Origin of the sequence: Roseburia hominis, assembly GCA_040702975.1 — a bacterium.
Classification (GTDB): domain Bacteria; phylum Bacillota; class Clostridia; order Lachnospirales; family Lachnospiraceae; genus Allocoprococcus; species Allocoprococcus hominis_A.
This window is the reverse complement of the sequence record CP159990.1, coordinates 3387695-3412605: the sequence shown is the minus strand read 5'-3', so window position 1 is coordinate 3412605 and position 24911 is coordinate 3387695. Positions and strand designations below refer to the sequence as shown.

Genomic DNA, 24911 nt, shown 5'->3' with positions numbered 1-24911 from the left:
ATGTTGAAAAAAGAGGATTTTTATTTTGATCTCCCTGAAGAACTGATTGCCCAGGATCCGCTTGAGGATCGTTCCGGCTCCCGGCTTTTGGTGCTGGATAAAGAAACAGGAGAGACTTCGCATCACATTTTCCGGGATATTGCAGAGTATCTGGAGCCGGGTGACTGTCTGGTGATTAATGACACCAAGGTCATTCCGGCAAGACTGATCGGAGAAAAAGAAGGAACCGGCGCCAAAGTGGAGGTCCTTCTTCTGAAACGGAAGGAGCACGATATCTGGGAGACCCTTGTAAAACCCGGGAGGAAGATGAGACCGGGGGCGAGGCTTATTTTTGGCGGAGGAATTCTGAAAGCAGAGGTTCTGGAGGTCGTGGAGGAGGGAAACAGGCTGATTCAGTTTTCCTATGAAGGAATTTTTGAGGAAATATTGGATCGGCTGGGGCAGATGCCCCTCCCACCTTATATCACGCACCAGCTCGAGGATAAGAACCGCTATCAGACCGTGTACGCCAGGCATTTGGGCAGTGCGGCGGCGCCCACGGCGGGACTTCATTTTACGCCGGAGCTGCTAAAAGAGATTGAAGAAAAGGGCGTGGATATCGCCCACGTTACCCTGCACGTAGGCCTGGGGACTTTCCGTCCGGTCAAGGTGGAAAATATTCTGGAACACCATATGCATTCGGAATTCTACCGGATCGAGGCAGAGGAAGCGCAGAAGATCAATCGGGCCAAGGACAGCGGACACAGGGTCATCTGCGTGGGAACGACAAGCTGCCGCACAGTGGAGTCGGCCGCCGATGAAAATGGAAGATTAAGAGAGTGCAGCGGCTGGACCGAGATCTTCATTTACCCGGGGTATAGGTTCAAAGTATTGGACTGCCTGATCACGAATTTCCATTTGCCGGAATCCACACTGATCATGCTAGTTTCGGCCCTCGCAGGCCGGGAGCATGTGCTGGCGGCGTATGAAGAAGCGATTAAAGAGCGGTATCGGTTCTTTAGCTTTGGGGATGCGATGTTTATAAAATAAATACGATCTACTGCCCCAAATATTCCTCCAGGCAAATTCCGGCCTTCATGATTTCCTTCGCTGCCTTTTTGCCGACATACCGGTAATGCCATGGCTCATAAATGACGCCGGTAAGTTCGCTTTTGTCGTTTGGGTAGCGAAGGATAAAACCATATTCCCAGCAGTGCTCCATCAGCCATTTCTGGACGGCCGTATTTTCCTGCGCTTTATCAAGGAGCTGATAGTCTCTATCGACGATGTCGACAGCCAGACCGAGCTGGTGTTCACTGTACCCGGGAATCGCCACCATCGTTGCCGCGACTTCTTTGGCTTCTTCTTTGGAATACCCCAGTGCAATCTGTGCATTGACTTCCTTATTGTACAAATTTTCCTGATAATCCCAGGTACGGTAGGAGGAGCAGATGAGGGGGTTATATCCCGCTGCCCGGCAGGCGTCCATCATATCCTGCAGAGCCGGATAGCAGCGCTCGTCTACAGAATGGCCGTTCTGAAGCCGGGTCAAATTCACCGAATAATTCTCCGGAAGGGCGTTCCAGGGGTTTACAAGGAGCAGTTTCCAGTCATCTTCTGAGTCTTGGCTGTCAGCGGAGCTCAGTCCGTTTTCGGTATTGGCGGCATTACTATTTGTGCTATTATTGTTTGTGGCTTTGTTGTTAGCGGTTTTGGTATTTGCGGATTTACTACTTGGGAATTTGCGGAAAATGCCGGCTTTTTGAACGTAGGGGAGCGCAAGATACACACATACGAAACAAAAAATAATCAAAAGACACATTTTAAGTATCCATAGATCCTTTCTTCGATTTTTCTGTCCGTATTTCTTTTGAATTTCTCTGTACATGTATAAAATCTCCTTTCCTTTTATCACAGATTCATCATAAAAAGGAAAGGCTTTAAAACGGTATCTGTTCTGCATCAAAACGGCATCAGATAATAAAAGAAATATTTTTTTCTTCGTATAGCAGGCGTACCGTACAGGTATCCTTGGGAGATTCCTCTGGCGCCAGCACCAGAGACAGCGCTATACTATTTTGCTTATCGTCTATATGCGTTTCTACAAAATCGTATGTCCGAAGTCCATAATAATCATTGATAAAAGCGACCCAATTTCCAAGCAGTTCATTTATATCGGCTGCCTCAACATAAACGTAAGGGGATTTGGAATCAGTGTATATTTTAGTATCGGAGTTCTTCGGCTTCGTTCTGGTCATGCCGCACAGGATTCTTGTGCAGTCGTCAATCCACATGGTATAAATTTCGCCTAAAGTGCTTTTCCAGGTGCATTTCCAAAGGACGGCAGCATGGCTTTCCGTCTTGGAAATGACAAGATACGGCTCGGCAGCGGCGTCCCAGTCGGGCAGCTTCAAATGCTCGGACTTAAAGGAGTGATTCGTAAAGTTAAAGGAAGCGTCGATTGCCATGGAAGACAAAATGCCGTTTGTGATCATGAACTGTGCGGTTTCAAAAGCATAGTCCATGGCCTCCTCTTCGGAAAGGCTGGCGCTTGCGTCCCAGGCAAGGCTGGTGTGCTCATTTCCGAGAAGGCCAAGGAGCTGAACCGTGCTCATTTCCTGTTGGATCAATAGCTGTACTTGATTAAGTTCCCGCGATTCACTTGTTTTTTCCAGCTGCCGGTCCTGAAGCATGGCCAAGACCTGAGGCAGAAATGCCCCGGTTGTTAGCAGTACGAGCGTCAAAAGAATCAGCAGGCTATTTCTTATTTTGTGCATGGTCTTCCTCCTCTCAACTCTACGGTAACGCTGGTTCCTCGTTTTTTGCGGTTTCTTATGCGAATTGTTCCGTGGTGTAGTTCCACGATTTCCTTACATAAGGCCAGTCCGAGCCCGACGCCGCCCTGCTGTCTTGAACGTGCTTTATCTACCCGGTAGAAGGCTTCGGTCAAATGGGGCAGGGCCTCAGAGGGAACGCCCCGTCCTTCGTCCAGAATGCGGATGCGGCATCCGTCTGCCAGCATTTCCTGATGAATCAGAATTGTGCCGCCGCTATCCATGGATTTCCTTGCGTTATCAAGAAGATTGAGCAGCAGGGAACGAACCAGGGAAGTTTCCAGATAGCAGACGCCGCCCTGGCATTTGCAGACAAGGCGGATATTCAAAGTTTCATAGAGCGGCCCAAGCTGTTCTACTGTTGCATGGACGATGGCGGCGGGATTGGCAGCAGAGAAAGAGGGGGCTTCCTGTTTCAGGCCGAACAGAGATAAAAGTTTCCGGGAAAGCCGTTCCAGACGTTTTCCCTCGGAAACGATGTAGTCTGCCGCCTCCACACGTTCTTCCTGTGATAATATTTCTTCCCGGAGCAGTTCGGCGTAGCCTATGATGGAGGTCATAGGGGTTTTCAGTTCATGGGCAAAGCTGCCCATAAAACGTTCCTGCCGAAGGAGGGATTCCTGGAGTTTCAGGATATACTGCTCCATTTGCTCGGCCATCGTGTCAAAATCTGCGGCGACCGTTCCAATCTCATCTGTGGCATAAAGGCCCACGCGGCTGGAATAATCACCGGACGCGATGGCCCGGGAAGCGGTGGAGAGCTTTTCGAGGGGAGCGGTAATGAGTCTGGACATGGCGTAGGAAAGCACACTGCCGATAAGGAGCATGACCAGGAACAGGCGCAGATAGATTTGCTGTTGCACCTGCCGCATACGATAGACCGGGGAAATATCATAGGCCATGCGAAGGGTCAGGGTGTCGCCCACCGCAGGGAAGGTGCCGGCAAGAAGCAGATACCGGTTTCCGGTGGGGTCTGTTTCATATCGAAAAGTGACGGTTCCAGAATCGGTAGTGCCGGCTGTTTTAGTTGCCAAGCATGCCTGAGTGAACGTCCGGTGGACGTTCATCTCGGTGAAATAATGCCCGGCCTGATCGGATTCATAGGCGTAACCGCTCTCTGAGGACAGGGAAAGCGCCAGCCAGTTACGCGAGGTCTGCTGATCAAGCTGCCTTATTACCTGATCCACGGTATCGTAGTCGTGAGAAGGATTGAATTCCCCTACGAGCTGAAGCGTTTCCAAAATCATTTTGTAGGAGCCAAAGGCAGTATCTTTTTCTCTCGCCAGGGTATCCTGAAAGGATAAAGAAATCAGGAAACTGCTGCCGATTCCCAATAGCAGGGAGAGCAGTCCCAATACACAAAGGGTAATTTTCATTCGAACTTTCATACTGTGGCCTCAAGGCGGTACCCTACACGGTTGACGGACTTAAGCATCGAATCCCAGCCCACTTTCTTTCTCAGCCGCTGTACCTGTAAATCTACGACTTTGCTCCCGAAAGGAAATTCGCCGCCCCACACCTGTTCATAGATTGTTTCCCGGGAAAGGGCGCGCCGGGGATTTCGTGCAAACAAAAGCAGCAAGCCGTATTCCGTTTTCGTCAGTTTGATTTCCAGACCATCCCGCCATACCTGTCTGGAGCGTGTGTCGATTTCAAGTCCGCCGATTCGGACGATTACATCTGTTTTATGATAACGGCGCAGGACCGTGTCGATTCTTGCCAGCAGTTCGATCATTTCAAAGGGCTTCACAATATAGTCGTCCGCCCCCAGACGCAGCCCCCGGACCCGGTCCTTTACGGAATCCTTTGCGGTGATGAAAATGACAGGTATTTCCAAAGGGCGGATATAATCCATCAATTCAAATCCATCGACTAAGGGAAGCATTACGTCCAGCAGGATCAGATCGTACCGGTTCTTTTCCAGAAGATCGGCAGCGCTCATGCCGTCAAAGGCAGTGGTGCAGGCGTATCCTGTTTTCTTTAGATTGAGGCAAATTAATTTGGAAATCGGTCTGTCGTCTTCTACCACTAAAATCTGCAGCAAAAATGTCATCTCCCTTCTTGACAAAATACATACAAAATCATTATACATGAATTTGACATCAGTTTGGCATCAAAAACAATATCTGTCCCCTTTCAGTTTCTTTTGAATGTAAAAGAAATAGGTCATGTAAAGGGTGAACATCAATATAAACTGTAGTCCCTCGGAATATGCAATGGACATATTTCCAAGGGATGGGGCAAGGAGATAGGAAAGAGAGATACGGGAAGCCAACGCCAATATCCCAATCATACTTGACACAAAGACTTTGCCAATTCCTTCAGTATATCCCCGCAACGCAGATGTCATGCCAAAGAATAAATAAAACTTCGCTATATTTATAAAAAACTGTCTGCCGATCTCCGTAGCTTCCGGGCCAACTCCGAAAAATGCAACCAGTGAACTGCCGCATATTGGCATTAGTACCGTCAACAGAACTGAAAAGACTATCATCATTAAAAATCCGGTATATAGATAGTTGTTTGCTTCTTTTTGATCATTCCGTCCCATACTGTTTGCAACTTTTGTAGAAATGCCCGAACTTAGATTGGTGATCGGAAGCAATATGATACTGTCAATTCGATACGCAGTTGTGACGGCGGCCACGGTATGTGTGCCAAAGCCGTTCATAAAACTTTGCAAAGCAATATTGCCGAGGGCATTTATGGAGGATTGGATTGCTGGAGGGCAACCCATTTTTGCGCCGTTTAGCACTGTCTCCCAGTGGATTAGCTTTTCTTTGAGTGTAAATCTTAACACAGGATATTTTTTGATGGAATAAAAAACAATAAAGACAGTCATAGCAATTTGGGACAGGATGGTTGCTGCCGCAGCTCCAATTACACCAAAAGGCAAAATGCTTACAAATATAATGTCCAAAACTACATTTAAAACGGAAGACAGCAAGACGGAATAGAATGGTGCCTTGCTATTATTCAGCGCTCTGAGGAGTGCAGAATAAATATTGTAAACCACAAGAATCGGAATACCTAATAAGATAACACGCAAATAGTAGCTTGCCGGAGTAAACATATCTTTTGAGGTATTCATGGCCGTAAGAATAAAATCGGCAAGTCCGATTCCTGCAATGGACAATACAAGGAATATCACACCTAAAAGAAGAAAAGAAGAAAGAATGCGGCGAACCTCTTCCTGCTCGTTTTCACCGTTTTTATATGCGGCATATATGGACAAGCCGAGTGTAAATCCTGTTATAACAAGTATGAATAGATTAGTGATTGTAGATGTCGCGCCAACTGCCGCTAATGCTTCTTCCCCTGCTGAATGTCCGACAATGAAAGCATCTGCCCAATTATAAAGTTGTTGCAATATTCCACTCAAAATCAGTGGCACACTGAAAAGGACCAATTCTTTTCCCGTTCTGAAAGCTGATTTCCGTTGATTTTGTTTCATAAGTCCTCCTCTAAAATAAATTAGAGGCGTTCTGAAGTTACCGTACAGTCAAGCTGTACCATAGGGGTTACTTCAAAACGCCTCTTTGATTTTTCAATTATATCATCACTCTATTTTTAGGTCAAGAGCATTTTTCGACCCATGAGTAGTATGGATAGTAATTAAGAATCATTTGCAAATGAACTACAACTATGTTAGACTGTGCACATATTCTACGGTGGTTATGCTAATGAAATAGAGGAAATTAGCCGTTTCATTTAAAAAAGAGGGGTAAGTTACCTTAAAGGTATTTCCAATGTAGCTTTAAACATCACCAAGCAAGAGTTACAAAATTATTGAATTCGTGACAGAGGACGAATTTAAAGGGCAACCCTTTCATTGAGTGTAAGTGTTTTCAGGAATGGTCTTATGCTATGATAAGGACAGTAGCAAAGGAGGTAACGAAATGAGACCTATTCTTGAAATTGAATCATTAAAAAAATAGATTATCAGTAATTCCGTTAAATATAGTGGAAATGAGCCGGGGCTGTGTTTTGAGTCCCTTATAAAAGAGGGGCGATATGTTCTTTGTATCAAGGATAATGGTACTGGCGTGCGGAAATGTGATTTGCCCTATATATTTGAAAAGGGTTTTACCGGCGATACCGGCGACAGCAGGAAAAAGCCACTGGTATGGGCTTGTATCTTGCGAAAGAAATGAGTATCACTTTGCACGTCATTTCCGAGTGGGAACAGGGATTTGAAATGCAGATTTCTTTTCCTGTGGTACATGAGGGAGCAAGCGAATAAGAGGTTTATACATGAGGGATCAGGTGAATAAAAGTTTTATGAAAGTGATGAGCATTTATCCAGGCAGAGGAACGGGAGCAGTTTAAAACGAAGGCTGAAAGAAGAGAGCGCAGCCGAGTTATACGAGAGAGATCGTACAACTCGGCTGCGTCGCTTACTTTATGTCTGCCTTAAGGGCAATTTATGTCATTATTTTTGCAGATTTTCTTTCACAGAAGCAATCCAAGTTTCAATTGACTGAGCCAGTATAAACTGTTGCTGTAGGACCGCCATTCCGGTCTCCGGTATTTCCGGAACGTTTTCTTTGGCAAGAATATTTTCCTCCAGATAGGATTTCAGAACTTTTACGTTCTCTTCAATATCGGTAAGGCAGGCTTTCTGTTTGTCTGCCGGCAGGCAATCTCCATTGTATTCCCGTTGGGACAGGTAGTCGTAGGTTTAGGTTTGATGTTTGGAAATGGCGCCGCATCCTATCTCTCGAGACTGTTGGGGCGAGGGGACAAAGATACCGCCAATAAGGTTGCCAGTACCGCACTGTATAGCAGTGTTCTGATTGGAGCAGTTATGATTATTCTGGCCGTAATTTTCCTAAAACCCTTATTGACGATATTGGGAGCAACAGATACAATTCTGCCGTATGCCCTTATCTATGCAAGGGCACTGAAAAAGTCTGATTCTAAAAAAGAATTGGGCTTTTTTAATGTATCCATTATAATAGAATCATGAGGAAGGAGGTTCTGCCATGTTGAAAGACCATTCACAGTTGAAACTTTCATTATCACCCTATCAGGGGATTTATGATGCAATCATTCCAGCAAATCATCTTTTGCGTAGAATTAAAGAAAATATAGATTTTAGTTTTGTAAATCCAATGCTCCGTAAACAGTATTGTGAAAATTTCGGGCGGCCGGCGAAAGAACCGGAGATGATGTTTAAACTGCTTTTTCTGAAAAAGCTGTACGATCTGTCCGATGAAACCCTGATCAGCAGTGCTCAGACAGACATGGCATATAAATTTTTTCTGGATCTGGAACCAGAAGAAAAAATGATAGATCCCAGTCTTCTGACGAAATTCAGAAAGACCCGCATCACGGAAGATATTCTGGAGGAAATGCTGAAAGAAACAATCCAGCAGGCTCTGGACAAAGGTCTAATCAAATCGGGAACGATTATCGTGGATTCTACCCACACAACTGCATCCGTCCGAGCGAAATCCCCCACACAAATCCTGAGGGATATGAGTAAACAACTTCGGAAAGAGATTTATAAAAATGCTTTTGAATTATCAGAGAGATTTCCAGAGAAACCATCTTTGGAAGCAGGATTGGACGAAGAGATCGCCTATACGAAGGAACTGCTCCAGGTTCTGGAGGAAGGGATAGAAACCTGTGGAAATCAAAAGATACAGAAAATCTCTAAAGAGATGAAAGAACTGCTTGAGAACGAACAGATCAGAGAGATCCGTTCCAAAGATGATAAAGATGCACGGTTTGGGCACAAAACGGCGACCAGTACGTTTTATGGGTATAAGAATCATCTCGCAATGACAGAAGGCCGTCTGATTGCTGGGATAAGTGTAACAGATGGAGGAGCACCGGATGGTCAGGAATTGCCGAAACTGATAGAAAAAGCACAGAAAAATGGAATAAAAGTAACAGAAGTTATCGGAGATATGGCATATGTCAGTGATGATAATCTGGAAGTATGCGGAAAAGAGATTGCACTGATTGCCCGAACGAATACAGCTGTAGCGGCGGCTGCAAACGGAAACCTTGCGGAGGGGTTCTGTTTCAATAAAGATGCAGGGTTGCTGCAATGTCCTGCCGGAGAGCTTTCCATGCGAGTGGAAAAGAGAGCTGCCAAAAACGGGAACACCTATTTAAGATATATATTTAGCAAAGTTAAGTGCCGGAAATGCCCGCAAAGAGAAAACTGCCGTGTAGGAAAATCAAACTCAAAAGAACGGAGTTACAGTATCACGCAGGCAAGCGCGAAAAACATGGAAAGGCTTAAATTTGAAGAAAGTGAATACTTCCAAGAGAGAATGAAAATCCGGCATAGGATAGAAGAAAAGAATGGAGAATTAAAAGAAGCCCACGGTTTGCGCAGAGCAGATTCAAGAGGGTTATTTGCTATGCATGTTCAAATGTATTTTACCGCATTTACAGCAAATGTAAAAAGGATAGTAAGATTACAGGAATTGGCTATGGCTTAAACCATAGCATTATTCTGTAATCTTATCGAAAAAGAACTGAAAATCACAAAAAATCGTCATAAAAGAAAAACTCCCACTTAAAAAATGGAAGTTTTTCAGTGCCCTTATCTATGCAAGGATTTACGTGATTTCTTGTATTTTCAACGTATTTAATGTGACTATGAACAATATTGTCACAAGTGAAGGTGCAGCAAAAACAACGATGCGCGCGCTGCTGTTGGGAGCGGTATTGAATATTGGCCTGGATCCGGTTTTTATCTATGTGTTTGATATGGGTGTTGCCGGTGCAGCCATTGCTACCGCTATTTCACAGTTTGTGTCCACTATTGTGTATCTGTTCTATGTCCTTCGTGGGAAAAGTGCATTTTCTTTTCGCATCAGGGATTTTGCTCCTTCAAAGCAAATGCTGGCGGAGATTTTGAAGATAGGCGTTCCGACTCTGACATTCCAGGTTCTCACCAGTCTGTCCATCGCACTGATTAACCGCGCATCTGGCGGATATGGTGATGCGGTAATTGCCGGGATGGGAGCTGTTACTAGAGTGACATCTATGGGAACCCTGGTGGTATTCGGATTTTTGAAAGGATTCCAGCCGATTGCAGGATTCAGCTACGGGGCAAAGAAATTTGACCGTCTTCGGGAAGCGGTCAAGACCTCGATTCTGTGGTCAACAATCTTTTGTGTAGTCGCAGGTCTTCTGATGGTTACCTTATCTACGCAGATTATCTCACAGTTTACAGAAGGGAATGTAGAGATGATTGACGTCGGGGCGAAATCCCTTATGGCAAATGGAGTTTCATTTATGCTGTTTGGATTTTACACGGTGTATTCTTCTTTATTTCTTGCGCTGGGGAAAGGCACGGCAGGATTTTTTCTCGGTGCGTGTAGGCAGGGAATTTGTTTTGTCCCTGTGATTTTGATCCTTCCTGGGGTCTGGGGGATTACTGGTATTTTATATGCACAACCAATTGCCGATGTTTTTTCTGCGGTGATTACTGTTGTCATGGCGATACATTTACATAAGGAATTGGCGGCGGAGAGGTGGTAGCTCTTATAGTTTTGTGTTATACTTACAACAAAATAAAAGAGACAGGTCAGAAAAACGCCGATGTAAAAGCATTTTTACATGGATAAAATGCTAAGGTAAAAGGCATTTGATAGACATACTCTTTTCTATTGCCTATAATACAAATACAAATCGAAGGGAGAAGGCTAATGGAAATAGGCAGCAAAATAAAAAGCGCCCGCATAAAAGAAAATCTCACACAAGAGCAGGTCGCAGAAGCGCTCGGCGTGAGCAGGCAGACCATATCCAACTGGGAGAATGAGAAAACATATCCCGATATTGTGAGCGTTGTTAAGATGAGCGACTTGTATCATATTAGCCTTGACCACTTATTAAAGGAGGAAAAGTCTATGTCTGATTATCTGGATTATTTGGATGAAAGTACGAATGTGGTAAAAAGCAAGAATAAACTTTCCAAACTTATTTTAATTGTTTCTTATTTTGTAATCTGGTCCATCTCACTGATTGTATTTTGGTTTTTTACAAGCGGCTCTGACGCAATGGGGTATAGTATCATGTTTCTGTGGATCGTGCTTCCCGTGACAACATTTGTGTATTCTGTGTTAATTGGCAAAAACAATTACTGGGGAAAGTGGAAATGGATTTCTTCGCTGGCTTTTGGCATTATGTATATGCTTGCCGAGTATGCAACATTCAGTGCTGCCAATATGGTTTCATTTGGCAAAATTAATTTGCCCGAGTTTGGTATGATTCCGGCTGGAATGATGATTTCCATTGCTGGTTTGGGAATCGGGATTGGGATGAAATGCTTAAAAGGTTATGTCGGGAACAGAAAGTAGTATAAAGCGTTTGTAACGGATTGTACTTTACTTTACCGGATATGCTGCACTCAGACATATAGGCCTGGGTGCAAACTTTTGTGAGATATTGACTTTTGCGCTTGTTTTATATAAAATAATAAGCATAAAAGTAAGCAGGAGGTAATCCAAGTGGGCGCAACTGATGAAATAATAAAGATGGCAAAACAGAATAATAGTACAGTTACAACAGCAATGGTTGTTGCTGCTGGATTTTCCCGTGGAAATTTGAAGTATCTTGTGGATAAAGGAATGCTTGAAAAGTCCGCACGTGGTATTTATATATTGCCGGAAGCTTGGGAGGATGAAATCTTTAATTTGCAAAACCGTTTTAAACGAGGAGTTTTTTCACGTGAAACTGCATTGTTCCTATGGGAATTAACGGATAGAACACCTAATATTTATTCAATGACTTTTCCGACAAATTATAATCTGACAAAGCCGAAAGAGGAGAAAGTTAAATGTGCCCAGTGTAAAGCAGAGTGGTATGGATTGGGCATGGAAGAAGTTAAAACTCCTGGTGGGAATTTTGTATGGGCATATAATAAAGAAAGGACACTCTGTGATATTTTGCGCCCGAATAGTTCTGCCGATATTCAGATTATATCCGAAAGCTTCAAAAGGTATATAGCCTCGAAAAATAAGAACATACCACTTCTATCAGAGTATGCGAAAATATTCAAGGTGGAAACGAGACTGAGAGCCTATTTGGAGATGTTACTATGAAAAATGCAATGCAATTGAAAGCGATTATAAAAAAATTAGCAAAAGAGAAGCACATTTCTGCCCAACTTGTTATGCAGAATTTTATGCTTGAAAGATTATTGGAAAGAATATCTGTATCAAATTATAGGCCTAATTTCATCTTAAAGGGCGGATTTCTGATTGCCGCTATGGTAGGATTGGATACAAGAGCAACGATGGATATGGATGCGACTATAAAGGGATTGCCTGTAAACGATACAACCGTGAGGCAGATGTTTGAAGAGATATGTCAGATTGAATTAAATGATGATGTTATTTTTTCTTTTCGCAGCATTGGTGAAATTCGTGAAGGTGATGAATATACAGGGTACAGAGTACATTTGACGGCAAATTATCCGCCGATGGCAGTTCCTTTGAAACTGCATATTACAATCGGCGATAAAATTACACCGAAGGAAATCGAATATAGCTTTAAATTGTTGCTAGAAGATAGGAATATTTCGGTACTTGCATATAATCTGGAAACGGTCATAGCTGAGAAACTTGAAACCATTATATCAAGAGGTGACCAAAATACAAGACTGAGAGATTATTATGATGTGTACATACTGGCAAAACTGCAGTATTCAAATATTAATCCTAAGGCTTTGAAACAAGCATTATTAGCTACAGCACATAAAAGAGGTTCGGATGGCATTATCGCAGATTATAGAAATGTTATGAAATCAGTCAGTGAAAGCCGGGTGATGCAGGAACAGTGGGGTGTGTATCAGCATAATTTTGAATATGCATCTGATGTCGCACTTCAAGATACCTGTAATACAGTGGTGCAAATTATGGATGCATTAGAATAGATATATTTTGGAGTGATGAAAATGTTGCAGATTGCAATATGCGATGACGAGGAAAAGATGGTGCAAAAGAATACCGGCATCACAGAGGAATGTTTGAAAAACTGCCAAAGTGCAGGGAAAATAACGACCTATACCCGGAGCGATAACCTGCTTTGCGACATTACGGAGGACGGTTTCTTTTTTGATCTGATTTTGCTGGACATTGAGATGCCGGGGAGCAGCGGTATGGAGATTGCAGAAAAGATAAAGCCGTTTTTGCCGAACGTGAAAATCATCTTTATCACTTCGCATATTGAATATGCTATTGACGCTTTTGAATTATCCATATTTCGTTATGTGCCAAAAAATGATATAGATAAACGTCTCAAAACGGCAATCGGGGACGCTGTGAAGCTGATCAAATTGGAGGAAGGAAAGGTCTATACGATCCGCACGAACAGCAGACTGGAAAAGATACCATATAAGGAGATCTATTATATTGAGCGTGATGGTAAAAATGCGAGTATCATTTCTGCCGGCGGGGTATCAAAGGTAAGGAGGAGTCTGCAACAGGTATATGAGGAACTTGCGTCTGATGAATTTATCTATATAGACAGGGGCTGTATTGTCAATATTATTCATATCATGCAGGTGAAGGACAATCTGGCAGTGCTGAAGAATGGGGCATCGCTGCCCGTCAGCAGGTCTCATCTTCAGAAGGTAAAGGAGCAGATTAACACTTATTGGGGGATGCATATATGACAGAGACATTTCTTCTTATTTCCAAGCTGATGGCTGGTGGCCTGCGCTTTCTGATCGGACTGTTTTTGATATACAAACTTTTGGCAGCAGATAGGCCGGACAGGAAAGGGGTTCTCGTAGGCGTGGCAGGTTCATTTGCAGTAACGCTTGCTGTTTCTTACGTTCCTTTAAACAATTTTTTACGGATGAGCGTGGAAGCAGTCTGGATCGCATTTTGCGCCGGCAGGCTGCGAAAATCAGATATGAGGAAGAGCCTGTTCGTTGGCATCTCTTATGAGATTGCGATTTCCATTTGGCAATTTCTTTTTTCAGCAGGTATGGGAATGGTATTCCAGTCAGAAATTTATCTGGATGGTAACAGTCTGCCGGGGCAGATTCCCGTCTGGATACTTCATTTTCTGGTAGTGGCTTTGATGGTTTATCTTTTAAAAAAGCCGGATATGGGCGAGAAGGAGGGGCGCCATCTGACGACCGTGATCGTGATTGCCGGATTTTTTGCCGCTGTGACTTTATCAGAGCAGTCATATCTAGCGATTTCGGATGATGTCCTTACTATGTGGATCATTCTGTCGATGGTGCTAATGATGTCGATACTGGTGTTTCAGTTGAGCCGTCAGTACGAGGTGGAAAAAGAAGTGGCAAAGCTGAAATCAGAACAGGCGGAACTGCTGGAGCATGATTATACTGCACTGAATCAGGCCTATGAAGTCAATGCAAAGCTTTTTCATGATTTCCATAATCATATTGGGGCGTTAAGGCAGATGCTGTTGCATGAAAATTATGGCGGCGCTATGGCGTATCTGGATGAACTGCAGGAGCCGGTCAGGGAGATGGCGGATACGGCGTGGACGGGCGATGAGACAGTGGACTTTTTGATCAACAGTAAGATGGCGTCTGCACTGGCAGAACAGATACGGATGGATGTGCAGGCAGAGTTCCCGCGCCATACCAATGTACGGAGCGCAGACATGTGTGCGATCGTGGGCAATCTTCTGGACAATGCGCTCGAGGCAGCACGCAAGGTACCGGATTCGGGGCAGAGATTTGTTTCCCTGACAATCCGCCGCATTAACCGGATGCTTGTGATCAAAGTAGAGAATGGGTTTGCAGATGTGATAAAAGCCGAAGGCGGGAACTTAAGAACAACAAAAAAGGAAGAGGGATTGCATGGATGGGGATTAAAAAGCGCCCGGACAGCGGCGGAGAAATATGATGGTATGGTACAGACGACATATGCCGGAGCTATTTTCAGGGCGGTCGCCACTTTATCTTATCATCCGATGTGTGAAAAATGATAAATAGAATTATAACAGAACAAAAACATGGAAGAAGGACTGTGGAGTGAAAAATGCTCTGCAGTTTTTTAGTTGCCAAGCATCTCGGTTTGGTATATTTATTTAAGCAAAGTCTGGCAGATTATTTAATTGGTAGGAAGAAGTCGATGGATTGTGATATTTTCGTGGTCAAAATCCTGCAGTTTACGGACAAAATCGCAGAAATGCACTTTTTTTGGTATGTTGTACCTGTAAACAAAAGCAATCTAAAATTTTAAGGAGGAATTGGTTATGCGTCATTTTTATTTTCGTCTTATCTTAGGGGTGATCTTTGTTATTTGTGCTATTTACAGTTTCATTACGGCTAACATCCCATTTGCACTTATGTATGTTGTTTTAGGCGGTGTGTTTCTGTATTCTGCCTATACCCAAGGGCATCCCGTATGGCCATTCGGCCGTTTTACAAGGTATACAATTTGGAAGAAAAACAGAGATAATTGGGGGTAAATGGAAATGTGTGGTGGAAAACTTCTTACGATCAAAAACCTGCGGGTATGGTACACGCCGGAAAAGCCGGTACTTTCCGATTTCTCAATTGATTTAGGAGAAAATGAGGTCGTCGGTCTGATCGGACTTAATGGAGCCGGCAAAACCACATTCATGAAAACACTTTCCGGTCTGATCGGCAGCTTTCGGGCGGAGCAGATTAGCTTTTGCGGGCAGCCGAGCTCTTTTCGGGATAGGACTTTTAAGCAGAACCGTTATACCGTGTTTGCGGAAGATCATTCTTTTCAGTATTTCACCTTTTATGAATACCTGTCCTATGTTGCTTCCTCGTACCATGCAAAATTGCCGGATGTTACGGAACTGGTGCAGGGGTTCCATTTTGAAGAATATACAAATGTGCTGCTAAAGGAGCTTTCTACAGGCAATCTGAAAAAAGCCTATTTGATTACGGCCTTTGCACTTCGGCCCGGGCTGCTTCTTCTGGATGAACCTGTGAATGGGCTTGACTTCCAGAGTACCGAATTTCTGTATCGGCAGATCAATGACTACCGGCATTATGGGACGGTTCTGTTTTCTTCTCATATTCTGGAAAGTATCTGTCTGACTTCTGATCGGGTGCTTGTCCTGGAACAGGGCCGGATCAGGCGCAGCTTTACCGGGCAGGAGATTAAAACCGATAACATACGGGAGGTGCTTACCGATTATGAAGCCTCTTAAAGCATTTTCTAAGCAACTGTTCGGTGCACGATATGAGCGTATTACAAAAAGCCTGTTGGTCTGCCTCATTATTTTCCTTGCGCTCTATGCGGCGGAGATCAAGGTGACGATTGCCCCGTTTATCCTTTTTCTTACGGCAACAGCACTCTCGTTTGAGGTGATGTGGCAGGGAATCAGTTCTGCGGGGAATGCGGACAGGATGATGGGATTGTTTGCACTTCCCTTTCATAACAAGAGATTTGTTATTTCCTATCTGCTGGCGTTTGGAGGTTACGCTTTTATTACCAAAATATTGCCTGTTCTGACCATTTTCTGGGTGATTGGAACGTCGAGTATTGCACAGATTGGGATGGCTGTGCTGTGTGCCTGTAACGGCTGCACCCTGGCAGCGGCATGGTACGCCATGTCGGAAAAGAAACATATGGTTCCCATTTTTTTATGTGTTTTCTGGAACTGTGGCGTGTTATTATCTGTTTTCTTTGTAAAGCCGCTCATGCTCCTTGGCGGAATTATTCTGACCAGCATAGTAGCGGCCACTTGTTATCTGCTGGCAACGGACGTATATACATTTTACCGCCCTGCGCCGGCAAAGAAACTGATAAGCCGCTCAAGAGGAAGCGGAAATGTTTTGCTATACCTGCTTCGGTATCTGTTCACCAATAAAAGCTATCTGGTGAATACTGTCGGACTTTGGGCGATCGCCTGCTTTCTCCCGCTTATGCTGGGGCAGCTTGAGGGCTTAAATGCAATGCCTCTTGGTTTTGCCATTCTGTGCCTGAATACGCCGATCTGCATTCTGCTTTCGTGTGATCCCGCCCTGGAGCAGGCAATCCGGGCGCTGCCTGGGCAAGCCATCCGCTTTTGCAGCCGCTATTGCTTCTTTATTTTTAGCGTCAACATGTCGACAAACAGCATTTATTTGATCAGCTGGCAGATTCAAAATGGCGGCATCGACAGTCTGGATATGGTAACAGCGATGCTATTTGCCCTTCAGAGTGCAATATTATCGGTACTGTTAGAATGGCGGCACCCTATCCGAAACTGGAAAATCGAAAGCGACCTGTGGCACCATCCCCGGAAATATGTTGTTCCGATTTTGATGATGCTTGTGAGCGGCGCCACGGGAAGTGTGACATGGGCGATTTATTTGTTGATGGGACTGCTGATTGTAGAAGGTGTAGTTCTTGCCCTGTTAGGTAATTTAAATTAGCTTATGAAAAACAGGAACAAAAAACAGGTTACAATAGAATCCTGAAAATTGCAGATTTGTTAGTTATTTGTAGGAGGTGCAAATGAAATATACTGGAAAATGTCCAAAATGTCATTCCGAAAATATTGTGCGGGTCCCGGACAACCCGTACCGTCATGCCAGCGGTAATAATATTTACACGACAACAGCCACTTTAATCGGGAAGATTCCTGTGATACGGTATGTTTGCTGTGACTGTGGTCATGTAGAGAATTGGGTGGAAACGAAGAAAGAGCTTGAAAAAATAAAAAAGGTGTTTGGATAGTAGATTCTGCCTGTCAAGTCAAAATGCCAAGAAAACTTTGCAAAAATTATTGGTGTGTACACTTGGCAATAATCAATCAATTCGATTGAGATAGGGCAGTTCAATCCAACGGCTAAATTGGCATTGATACTTTGTATAGCTCTGGAAAAAAATTTGAAGAATTATTCTACTTTTAAGAAGGAGGAAAGAAATTATGCAGATTGCGGTTTTTGCTATTTTACTATGTCTGGCTATAGAGGCAGCGAAATCTGGGAAATATATGAAAAAGAAGCAAGAGTAGAAAATGTTAATTTGCAATCAACTGTAAAGATTTTCGGGGCGTTGACATGAAAAAGAATTTACGATAAAATAAAGTATACTTTATATTTTCATAAATCCAAGGAGGCTATACAATGATATATATCAAACGCACGTTGGAACGCAAATTTTTACGCATGAGTTCCTTTTTCAAGGCAGTACTTGTAACAGGTGCAAGGCAGGTCGGAAAAACGACTATGCTAAAGCACCTGGCAGCAGAGCAAAGCCGTACCTATGTTTCTATGGATAACACGATGGCCCGTACTCTTGCAAAGTCGGATCCAGTTCTGTTTTTCCAGACGTATAAACCGCCGATTATTATTGATGAGATTCAAAAAGCGCCGGAATTATTTGAGCAGATAAAAATTATGTGTGATGAAAGTGAGGAACGAGGTCTATTCTGGCTTACCGGTTCGCAGCAATATAAGACGATGCAGAATATCCGCGAAACACTGGCGGGGAGAATAGGAATTCTGGAACTTTACAGTCTGTCTAAAAATGAAGTAGAAGAGCTGAATTTCCCGAATGAATTGGATTTTTCTTTATCCTGCTTGCTGGAAAGACAGCATCTTGCAAAGAAGAATGACATCGTGGATGTGTTTGAATATATCTGGCGCGGGGGTATGCCGGATGCGCTACAGGCAGATGTTGAGCAAAGGCAGGAATACTATAATTCTTATATTGAAACCTATCTTATGCGGGATGTATCTGAGGAAGGTGGTATTACCGATACGGTACGTTTTCGAAAATTCTTGAATGCCTGTGCCGCTCTGGTTGCGGAACAGGTCAATTATAAGCATTTGGCAGAGGCGGCTGAAATTTCTCAGCCAACGGCAAAAGAATGGGTAAGGCTGCTGCAAGGTCTCGGTATTATTTACCTGTTACCTCCTTATGCCAACAATGAATTAAAGCGCCTGACGAAAACGCCAAAGCTGTATTTTTGTGATACAGGTCTGTGCGCCTATCTGTCCATGTGGCTTACCAGAGATACATTGATGAATGGGGCAGCCAGTGGGCATTACTTTGAAAATTATGTAGTAATTGAATTGCTCAAAAATTTTGCTTATGCTCCTTCCAGGGCAAATCTGACCTATTATCGGGATTCCAATGCAAAAGAGATTGATGTATTTGTAGAAAAAAACGGAGTAATTCATCCTCTGGAAATCAAAAAATCTGCAAATCCGGACCGGCGTGAGGTACGAAAGTATGAACTGCTTGATAAAGCAAAACTGGAGCGGGGCGATGGCGGAATTGTCTGTATGTGTGAGGAAGTTATTCCGATTGATACGAAAAATTGTTTTATTCCGTGCAATTTAATCTAAATGTTGCCAAGCATACGATAAAAACGTCCAGTGGACATTATTTTGAAAATTATTTGAAGAGGAATAAGAAACAGCGTATCCTTTTTGCTGGAAAAGAGCGAAAAGGCATACGCTGTTTTTTTAAAAGTGTCGTTTTCATACAGTTGAATCTCTTAAAATTAGTCTTGTGGCATACTGAGAATATACGTATGGCGTATCCGGATATTGAATCCGCTCCAGTATTTGTCTCGCAGCAGCGATTCCCAGATGCAGTTTAGGAGTGTGGATTGTCGTCAAGGCCGGACTGATGCGTTCAGACGATGAAATATCATCAAATCCAACAACACTGACATCTCTTGGAATCTGATATTGTAAAAACTGTAAAGCATAAATAAGCTGTATGGCGGTCCAATCATTTCCGCATATAAAAGCATCGGGAAGAGAGGACATGGCCTGCAGCTTTTTATAATCAACTGGAAGTCATGAAAGTCTTCATCTGTTTCATGAAAAAGAGAACACTCCTGATCCAGTGAGAGATGGTGATATTCCAGCGCCTCACAAAGAGCATCATACCGCTCCTGAAAACCACGGCTTACATTTCGGGAAGAAAGATCTCCTACAAAACTGAAACGCTTAGCGCCTTTGCGGATAAGGCGGTCAGTAATCTGATGAATATTCATTTTATTTTCCATAGTAATTACATCTAGCTTACCCATAAAACTATCATATTCTCTTGGCATATCAATGGAGACAATGGGAAGATGATAATCCAACAGGGCCTTGCATACATCCTCGTTACATATTTCGACTATGATAATCCCCTTTACAGAAGGATCCTTTATGGAAGCGGGAAACTCCAATTTTTTCAGATCGCTTTCTGACATAATACCTATAAGTAAATGATAGTGTGCGTTGGAGAGAATTTTATCGATTCCCTTTAAAACAGTGGTCCAAAATTCAGAATCCTGTGCATAGGTTTTGGTCAAAAATAAAATAGATCCATTATAAAAAGTGTTCGAATGACCATGCACAGGGAGTGGAGAATCGATGAGGTCGATATCGGTATAGTTTAGTTCTTTTGCCTTTTTTAGCACACGCTGCTTTGTATGGGGGGATACATCATTACTGTTTTTGAGTGCCTTAGACACGGTATTCCTTGATAAATGTAATTCTTCTGCAAGTTGTTTGATTGTGCATTTCATATGGCTACCTCCTAAAGCTATTTTAGCATTATAGTTTGTATAAAGGAAGAAAAAACTGTGTGAAACTTTGAAAAAGTGTAAAATGCACGAAATGCACTATATAAGATGTGAAATATGTATAATAAAGTATTAGAAATACTGTGTAAATAAGGGAAATATAGTAATAATAGTGAAATGACTTGAAAATTTGGTGCATAAATGCTACTATTTATACAAACAAAAGCACAAAATGCAATAGTGCAAATAGTGCATTGAAAGCGGGTGAAATATGAAAAAGCTATTTTTTAGACCGGAGAATGCATGGGTAGGAGATCTGATTCCGTATTGGGAGGGAGGAAGATATTATGGGTTTTATCTGCATGATCCGCGGATCAGAGACGGGGAGTATGCTGAGAAAACGACCTGGCATCTTGTGACAACGGAGGACTTTGTTAATCTTGAATATAAGGGTGAGGCTATATCGCGTGGCAATGATGACAGACCAAACAAAAATGCATACACAGGATCTGTAGTGAAGGATGCAGATGGGAAATATCATGCATTTTACACAGCATTTAATGCGGATATTAAGATTAATGGTAAGACCATACAATCTGTCATGCAGGCAGTAGGAGATGATTTGGAACATCTTGTTACGGATGAAACCTTCCTTTTTGCAGCGGATGGAAAACGTTATGAGGAGTTTGACTGGCGCGATCCATATGTTTTTTGGGTTGAAGAAGAGCAGTGCTACTATATGCTTCTGGCGGCGAGGAACAAGGACGCTGGGGAGCTGCGGGGCGGCTGTATCGCATTATGCAGGTCAGAGGATTTGTATCACTGGACTTATGAGGAACCGTTTTATGATCCAAAGATGTATGTGACAATGGAGTGCCCAGAAGTGTTCCGAATGGGTGATTACTGGTATCTTGTTTATTCGACATTTTCGGATAAGTTTACAACACATTATCGATATTCTAAGGAACTGAATGGCACCTGGATCATACCCGAAGACGATGTGTTCGATACCAGAGCTAATTATGCAGTTAAAACTGCCTCAGACGGCAGAAAACGATATGCCTTTGGATGGATAGCAAGCAAATACGGGAATTGCGATTTTGGACCTTGGGAATGGGGCGGAACGATGGTGTTCCATGAAGTGATTCAGGATAGGGAGACAGGAAAATTAAGTGTAAGAATTATTCCTGCCGTGAAAGAGTTTTACAAACAAACCCAGGAATTGCCGGGGCTGGTATCCTATAATGCAGACACATCAGAGAAAGCAGGGAACGTCGGGATACACAGTGAGACCTTGGGGGCCGGCTTGTATGAGCTTCCCAAAGACTGCTTTATGCTGGAGATGGATATCCGTGTAAAAGGGGCTTGTGAATTTGGGGTTGCATTACATACGAATGCTGATATGGAAAAAGGATATTTCCTTAAAATGGATCCGGACCGCAGGCTGGCTGCGTGGGATATGTGGCCAAGGTCGAAACGGGGAATATACCAATGGCAAATTGCCGGTGATGTGCCGTATCAGATAGAGACATCAAGGCGATTACCGGCAGCTGAGGAGTATCATATATTGATTTTAAGAGAAGAAGATATATGTGTTGTATATATCAATGATGAGATTGCACTTTCTACGCGTATGTATGACCATAAGGGAGGATATGGAGGTGTATACGTGGTTCAAGGAAGCATAGAAATGAGTAACTTTTCAATCAAGAGCAATGAAGGAGGAAAGACACTATGAAAAAACGAGTACTTAGTGTATTGTTGGCAGTCAGCATGGTAGCGGGGCTGTTAGCAGGATGTGGATCCAAAAAGGGAACTGAAGGCGATAAGGCCGGAGGGGACAGTGGTGATGTGACGACCGTCAAATGGTTTACTTCCAGACCGGTAGACGGGGCAATCGATCAGGTAATGAGAGACATAGCTGATCAGTATAGTAAAGAAAAGGGTGGAAAGTGGAAAATCGAGTTTGAGACTACGGCAGATCGTCCTTCCTATCTGCAAAAACTGAAAACTCTGATCGCAGGGGGAAATATGCCGGATATCATTGATATTGACGCTGATCCGTACTGTAAAGAGCTGGTGGATGCAGGAATGCTGGTGGATGTGAAAAAATTCTTACAGGATAACGGAAAATATGATTCGTTTTATCCAACAGCTCTTAAATATCAGGAATTTACTGATGGCAGTATGTATACATTGCCGCTCGAATATCATGTGGAGATGACATGGTATAATAAGGAGATTTTTGAGCAGTACAATCTGACGCCTCCGGAGACGATGGAAGAGTGGCTGGATATCTGTAAGACATTAAGTGATAATGGAGTTACTCCGATTTCCGTGGACGGCGTTGACAGATGGCCGGTCCAGAGGTATCTGGCTATGGTTCCGTTCAGAAAGGCGGGCAATGATTATATTATCAGCCTGCGTGACGGCAAGGAAAAGATGAGCAGTGAAATAGGAATGGAAGGCGTGAAATTCGCACAGGAGATTGGCCAGTACTTCAACGAAGGATTTGCCGCTACAGACTATGCCACAGCACAGTCTATGTTCCTGGATGGAAAGTCTGCCATGTATTATATCGGCGACTGGGAGATTGCCGCTATGCAGGAGGCGTATGATGCAGGAAAGATTGATTATTTCTATCTTCCGACAATGGAAGGAGCCAAGACTAAGGCAAATGAATTCTGTGTAAATTCCGGTATTGGAATATCTTGATGCAGATACCAATACGATCATGCAGGATAACCTATTACTGCTTGCTTCCGGAGATCTTTCGGCAGAAGAATTCTGTAAACTGGTAGATGACTCGATTGAAGCGAATACACAATAGTCGGTAAAAGTGGGTCCGGGAGACGGTTCCCGGACCCGCAGCTTTATAAAATAGGAGGAACTTATGGGAGTAATACGTAACAAAAAAGCATTTTTTGTGTTTCTGCTGCCGGGTTTGCTTTTTTACATTCTTGCGGTATTTTATCCAATTGAAGAATCCATTCGGCTCAGTTTCATGAAATGGGGCGGAATTGGGGAAAAGGAATTCGTGGGCTTTGCAAATTATATAGCCATGTTCAAGGACAAGGTATTTTATACTGCGTTCTTTAACAACTTGATTTATTTGTTGATCGTAGTTATAATGCAATTGTCTATAGGACTTTTGTTCGCAATCCTTTTAACGTACATGACGAAAAGAGTAACGCTGGTCAAAACCTTGTATTATGTACCTTGTATCATTACGACCGTGGCAGTTACTCAGATGTTCCGCAGTATGTATTCTACAGAGCCGATGGGACTTCTGAATCAGATCCTGCAAATTGTGGGAATGGATCAGTTTGTAAAACCATGGCTTGCTGATATTCATACGGTGCTTGCGGCGGTCTCGGTGCCGGAGGGCTGGAGATTTACCGGTATGTATATGGTTATCTTTTATGCGGCGCTGGTTTCACTGGACCCGAGCGTATATGAGGCGGCAAAGGTGGATGGAGCAACAGAACTGCAGATATTATTTAAGATTAAAATACCTTTGATTAAAGATATTCTTCTTCTTACGTTGACAATGTGTCTGACAGGAGCGCTCAGAGGATTTGATATTCCATTCCTTTTGACCAGCGGTGGGCCGGGAAATGCAAGTGAACTCATGTCCACATATATGTATAAAAAAGCATTTTCAAGTAATCAGTACGGATATGGAAGCGCTTTGGCAGTATTCATCATTGTAGAAAGTATTTTGGTAGTCTTTGTATTGCGCAAATTATTTACGTCGAAGGATGAAGCTGAGGCCAGAAAAATAGAAAGATTGCAGAGAAAGGGGCGGAAAAATTGAAAAAGAAGAGTTTGAAAATAATTTTTGGTCTTGTAATACTGGGTTTTCTCCTGATTCAGATTTATCCGGTAATATGGCTGTTCTTAGCCAGTGTTAAGCCTACGGTGGAACTTGCTTCGGCTCCGTTCGCTCTGCCAAAAAGCATCACATTTGATAATTTTATCAAAGTATTATCAGATGGAAAAATCGGTACATACATGTGGAACAGCCTGAAGGTGACCAGTATTTCCCTGATCCTGATCATAGCGCTCAGTTCAACGGCAGGATATGCTTTGTCCAAATTTAAGGTTCGGGGAACGAAGAACCTGTATACGTTCTTTACGTTTGGAATTATGATTCCGGTACAGATTACGTTGATTCCGCTGTTTATATTCTACGGGAAAATGGGAATCCTGAATACCAGTTTTTCTATGATATTGCCGCAAGTGGGGTTTGCCCTGCCATTGTCCGTAATGATGTTCGTAAATTTCTATAGCTTTGTACCGAATGAGCTGATAGAGGCCGCGGTTATGGACGGGTGTTCGCCTTACAGAATCTTCTTTCAGATTGTTTTTCCGCTTTCGAGAAATACAATTATTACAATTGCGTCCATGTACAGTATTTTAATATGGAATGACTTTATTTTTGCCAATACATTTATTAGTGAGAGTTCCGCCAAAACAGTTGCCATGGGACTTAAGGATTATGTAGGAGCATTTGGGAATGTAGATTGGGGTTCGACCTTTGCTGCAATCGTAATTTCCATTCTTCCGCCATTGCTTATTTATTTTTCACTTAATAAGTGGGTAACAGCAGGAATGACTGCAGGAGCAACGAAAGGATAGTGAATG

The 24911-nt window shown here is 43.2% G+C and carries 22 protein-coding genes and 4 pseudogenes; 18 read left to right on the top strand and 8 right to left on the bottom strand.

Going from position 1 to position 24911, the window contains the following annotated elements; all coding sequences use genetic code 11:
* Positions 1–3: 3 nt before the first annotated feature.
* On the top strand, positions 4–1029 hold the full coding sequence (queA, locus tag ABXS75_15770; GenBank protein ID XCP87176.1) for a tRNA preQ1(34) S-adenosylmethionine ribosyltransferase-isomerase QueA: 1026 nt from the start codon (positions 4–6) through the stop codon (positions 1027–1029).
* A 7-nt stretch (positions 1030–1036) separates the two neighbouring features.
* On the opposite strand, the gene ABXS75_15765 is transcribed toward queA, so the two are convergent.
* The 6 genes and pseudogenes from ABXS75_15765 to ABXS75_15740 all read right to left on the bottom strand — a co-directional run bounded on the left by ABXS75_15765 (position 1037) and on the right by ABXS75_15740 (position 7428).
* On the bottom strand, positions 1037–1867 hold the full coding sequence (locus tag ABXS75_15765) for a M15 family metallopeptidase (GenBank protein ID XCP84496.1): 831 nt from the start codon (positions 1865–1867) through the stop codon (positions 1037–1039).
* A gap of 85 nt (positions 1868–1952) precedes the next feature.
* A complete protein-coding gene (locus tag ABXS75_15760) occupies positions 1953–2756 on the bottom strand; it encodes a hypothetical protein (GenBank protein XCP84495.1) in 804 nt (267 codons plus the stop codon).
* Positions 2744–4201, bottom strand: a complete 1458-nt coding sequence (locus tag ABXS75_15755; protein XCP84494.1) for a HAMP domain-containing sensor histidine kinase — start codon at positions 4199–4201, stop codon at positions 2744–2746. The genes ABXS75_15760 and ABXS75_15755 overlap by 13 nt, the downstream gene beginning before the upstream one ends.
* Complete coding sequence (locus tag ABXS75_15750; protein XCP84493.1) at positions 4198–4857, bottom strand: response regulator transcription factor; 660 nt, start codon at positions 4855–4857, stop codon at positions 4198–4200. The genes ABXS75_15755 and ABXS75_15750 overlap by 4 nt, the downstream gene beginning before the upstream one ends.
* A gap of 69 nt (positions 4858–4926) precedes the next feature.
* Positions 4927–6267 (bottom strand): MATE family efflux transporter, encoded by a 1341-nt coding sequence (locus ABXS75_15745; protein ID XCP84492.1) that lies wholly within the window; start codon positions 6265–6267, stop codon positions 4927–4929.
* Between the two features lie 978 nt (positions 6268–7245).
* Positions 7246–7428 (bottom strand): annotated as a pseudogene (locus tag ABXS75_15740) (PadR family transcriptional regulator).
* Positions 7429–7452: 24 nt separating this feature from the next.
* On the opposite strand from ABXS75_15740, the pseudogene ABXS75_15735 reads away from it, so the two are divergent.
* From ABXS75_15735 to ABXS75_15675, 13 genes and pseudogenes are all read left to right on the top strand, one after another.
* Positions 7453–7701, top strand: a pseudogene (locus ABXS75_15735) (MATE family efflux transporter).
* A gap of 97 nt (positions 7702–7798) precedes the next feature.
* Positions 7799–9271: an IS1182 family transposase gene (locus ABXS75_15730; protein ID XCP84491.1), complete on the top strand. Its 1473-nt coding sequence runs from the start codon at positions 7799–7801 to the stop codon at positions 9269–9271.
* Positions 9272–9380: 109 nt separating this feature from the next.
* Positions 9381–10319, top strand: a pseudogene (locus tag ABXS75_15725) (MATE family efflux transporter).
* A 167-nt stretch (positions 10320–10486) separates the two neighbouring features.
* Complete coding sequence (locus tag ABXS75_15720; protein ID XCP84490.1) at positions 10487–11137, top strand: helix-turn-helix transcriptional regulator; 651 nt, start codon at positions 10487–10489, stop codon at positions 11135–11137.
* Between the two features lie 150 nt (positions 11138–11287).
* The gene (locus ABXS75_15715; GenBank protein ID XCP84489.1) at positions 11288–11881 is read left to right on the top strand and encodes a type IV toxin-antitoxin system AbiEi family antitoxin domain-containing protein; all 594 of its coding nucleotides are present in this window, start codon (positions 11288–11290) and stop codon (positions 11879–11881) included.
* Complete coding sequence (locus ABXS75_15710; protein XCP84488.1) at positions 11878–12714, top strand: nucleotidyl transferase AbiEii/AbiGii toxin family protein; 837 nt, start codon at positions 11878–11880, stop codon at positions 12712–12714. Before ABXS75_15715 ends, ABXS75_15710 begins: the two co-directional genes overlap by 4 nt.
* A 21-nt stretch (positions 12715–12735) precedes the next feature.
* Entirely contained in the window at positions 12736–13455 is a 720-nt protein-coding gene (locus ABXS75_15705) for a LytTR family DNA-binding domain-containing protein (GenBank protein ID XCP84487.1), read from the top strand.
* Positions 13452–14750 (top strand): GHKL domain-containing protein, encoded by a 1299-nt coding sequence (locus tag ABXS75_15700; protein ID XCP84486.1) that lies wholly within the window; start codon positions 13452–13454, stop codon positions 14748–14750. The genes ABXS75_15705 and ABXS75_15700 overlap by 4 nt, the downstream gene beginning before the upstream one ends.
* A gap of 492 nt (positions 14751–15242) precedes the next feature.
* Positions 15243–15953, top strand: coding sequence for an ABC transporter ATP-binding protein (locus ABXS75_15695; GenBank protein ID XCP84485.1), 711 nt, complete (start codon positions 15243–15245; stop codon positions 15951–15953).
* Positions 15940–17163 carry a hypothetical protein gene (locus ABXS75_15690; protein XCP84484.1) on the top strand — a complete coding sequence of 408 codons (1224 nt, stop codon included), beginning with the start codon at positions 15940–15942 and terminating at the stop codon, positions 17161–17163. The genes ABXS75_15695 and ABXS75_15690 overlap by 14 nt, the downstream gene beginning before the upstream one ends.
* 82 nt (positions 17164–17245) lie before the next feature.
* Complete coding sequence (locus tag ABXS75_15685; protein ID XCP84483.1) at positions 17246–17467, top strand: hypothetical protein; 222 nt, start codon at positions 17246–17248, stop codon at positions 17465–17467.
* A gap of 39 nt (positions 17468–17506) precedes the next feature.
* Positions 17507–17643, top strand: a pseudogene (locus tag ABXS75_15680) (transcriptional regulator).
* Between the two features lie 216 nt (positions 17644–17859).
* Positions 17860–19086 (top strand): ATP-binding protein, encoded by a 1227-nt coding sequence (locus tag ABXS75_15675; GenBank protein XCP84482.1) that lies wholly within the window; start codon positions 17860–17862, stop codon positions 19084–19086.
* A gap of 135 nt (positions 19087–19221) precedes the next feature.
* Here ABXS75_15675 and ABXS75_15670 read toward each other — a convergent pair whose 3' ends face one another.
* Both ABXS75_15670 and ABXS75_15665 read right to left on the bottom strand, forming a co-directional pair.
* Entirely contained in the window at positions 19222–19467 is a 246-nt protein-coding gene (locus ABXS75_15670; GenBank protein ID XCP87175.1) for a substrate-binding domain-containing protein, read from the bottom strand.
* A complete protein-coding gene (locus ABXS75_15665) occupies positions 19359–20267 on the bottom strand; it encodes a LacI family DNA-binding transcriptional regulator (protein ID XCP84481.1) in 909 nt (302 codons plus the stop codon). Before ABXS75_15665 ends, ABXS75_15670 begins: the two co-directional genes overlap by 109 nt.
* 268 nt (positions 20268–20535) lie before the next feature.
* On the opposite strand from ABXS75_15665, the gene ABXS75_15660 reads away from it, so the two are divergent.
* The 4 genes from ABXS75_15660 to ABXS75_15645 all read left to right on the top strand — a co-directional run bounded on the left by ABXS75_15660 (position 20536) and on the right by ABXS75_15645 (position 24905).
* A complete protein-coding gene (locus ABXS75_15660; protein ID XCP84480.1) occupies positions 20536–22002 on the top strand; it encodes a glycoside hydrolase family 32 protein in 1467 nt (488 codons plus the stop codon).
* Positions 21999–22979, top strand: a complete 981-nt coding sequence (locus ABXS75_15655) for an extracellular solute-binding protein (protein ID XCP84479.1) — start codon at positions 21999–22001, stop codon at positions 22977–22979. Before ABXS75_15660 ends, ABXS75_15655 begins: the two co-directional genes overlap by 4 nt.
* Positions 22980–23157: 178 nt before the next feature.
* Positions 23158–24081: a sugar ABC transporter permease gene (locus tag ABXS75_15650; GenBank protein ID XCP84478.1), complete on the top strand. Its 924-nt coding sequence runs from the start codon at positions 23158–23160 to the stop codon at positions 24079–24081.
* Positions 24078–24905 carry a carbohydrate ABC transporter permease gene (locus tag ABXS75_15645; protein XCP84477.1) on the top strand — a complete coding sequence of 276 codons (828 nt, stop codon included), beginning with the start codon at positions 24078–24080 and terminating at the stop codon, positions 24903–24905. Before ABXS75_15650 ends, ABXS75_15645 begins: the two co-directional genes overlap by 4 nt.
* Positions 24906–24911 lie beyond the last annotated feature (6 nt).